This is a genomic window from Dietzia maris (assembly GCF_014144855.1).
GTDB classification, from domain to species: Bacteria; Actinomycetota; Actinomycetes; order Mycobacteriales; family Mycobacteriaceae; genus Dietzia; species Dietzia kunjamensis.
Genome location: NZ_JAALDN010000226.1, coordinates 1 through 1458 on the forward strand (window position 1 = coordinate 1; position 1458 = coordinate 1458).

Annotated in this window: 1 protein-coding gene; it reads right to left on the reverse strand. The window is 69.9% G+C overall.

What is annotated here, in order from left to right; genetic code table 11:
* Positions 1–186: 186 nt before the first annotated feature.
* Positions 187–1239 carry a beta-ketoacyl-ACP synthase III gene (locus G6024_RS07990; protein WP_069389488.1) on the reverse strand — a complete coding sequence of 351 codons (1053 nt, stop codon included), beginning with the start codon at positions 1237–1239 and terminating at the stop codon, positions 187–189.
* Positions 1240–1458: the final 219 nt, after the last annotated feature.

The window sequence follows — 1458 nt, forward strand, 5'->3', positions numbered from 1 at the left end:
AGCGGGGACAGCAGGGCGGCGGTGGCCGCGACGGCACCGGCGACCAGGCGGCTCGCGGCGCGGCGGGGAGGAGACGTGTGCATGGGATCACTGTCTCATCAACACATGTCTAGTTGGCGTCCCTCCCGAGGCCTTCCGGGGCACGCGGGGAGGCCTCGGGAGGCCCCGGGAGGGACGCCCGGCCCGTCAGTCGACGGGCGGGGCCGCGGGGAGTCGGACGACCTGGCCGGCGTAGGAGAGGCCGGCGCCGAACCCGATGCACAGTGCGACGTCGCCCTGCTTGGACTGGCCCTCGCGCAGCATGGTCTCCATGGCCAGCGGGATCGAGGCGGCCGAGGTGTTGCCGGTCTGCTCGATGTCGTTCGCGATCGCCACGGTGTCGGGCAGACCGAGGTGCTTGGCCATCGCCGAGTTGATACGGCCGTTGGCCTGGTGCGGGACGAATGCCTGGATCTGCTCCGCGGTCACGCCCGCCGTCTCCAGCGTCTCGGCGCACACCTTCGAGACCTGCACCGCGGCCCAGCGGAACACCTTGGACCCGTCCATGGTCAGGTAGGGCTGCAGTACGTCCTCGGCGCCGGAGTCGACCTCGTCGATGTAGGCCTTGAAGTCCTTGGTCTGGCTGATGGCGCTGCCCTGCTCGCCGTCGGAACCCCACACCACCGGGCTGATGTCGTTGGTTTCGGAGGGGCCCACCACCGCGGCACCGGCGCCGTCGCCGAAGATGAACGCCGTGTTGCGGTCGGTGAAGTCGATGCCGTCGCTCATCTTCTCCACACCGATCACCACGACGTACCGGGAGGCGCCGCCACGGATCATGTTCGTCGCGACCGCCAGGCCGTACCCGAACCCGGCGCAGCCGGCGGTGAGGTCGAACGCGGCGATGCCGTTACGTCCGAGGTTCGTGGCCACCTGGGGCGCGGCGTGGGGCACCTGCGTCCAGTTGGTCGACGTGCACAGGATGACCGCGTCGACGAACTCGGGGTCGATCCCGGCGGAGACCACGGCCTTCTTCGCCGCCTCGGTGGACATCATGACGATCGACTCGTCGGCGCTCGCGAAACGGCGGTTGAGGATCCCGGACCGCTCGTAGATCCACTCACTGGTCGAGTCGATCGTCTCGCAGATCTCCTCGTTGCTGACGACGCGCCCGGGGCGGTACGCGCCGATACCCAGCAGGGTGGTGCCGGTGGCGCCCCCGCTGGTCGCGATGGTCACGGTCTCGTTGGAATCCGCCATACGGATGTAGCTCCTCGTCGGTGTGCGGTTCGGGATCGGGCCGTGCTCACGCGGCCCGTGACGTTACTTCCCCGCAACAGTACTGGGGTCGGTGGGAACATCGGCGCATACGACCGCGACGTTTCGCCCCCGACAGCGCCCACCCCCGGCGATGCCCACCGCCGACAGCGTCCAGGCGCGTGGGCACCCGGCTCACCCGCGGGCGAGCCCCTCGAGCCA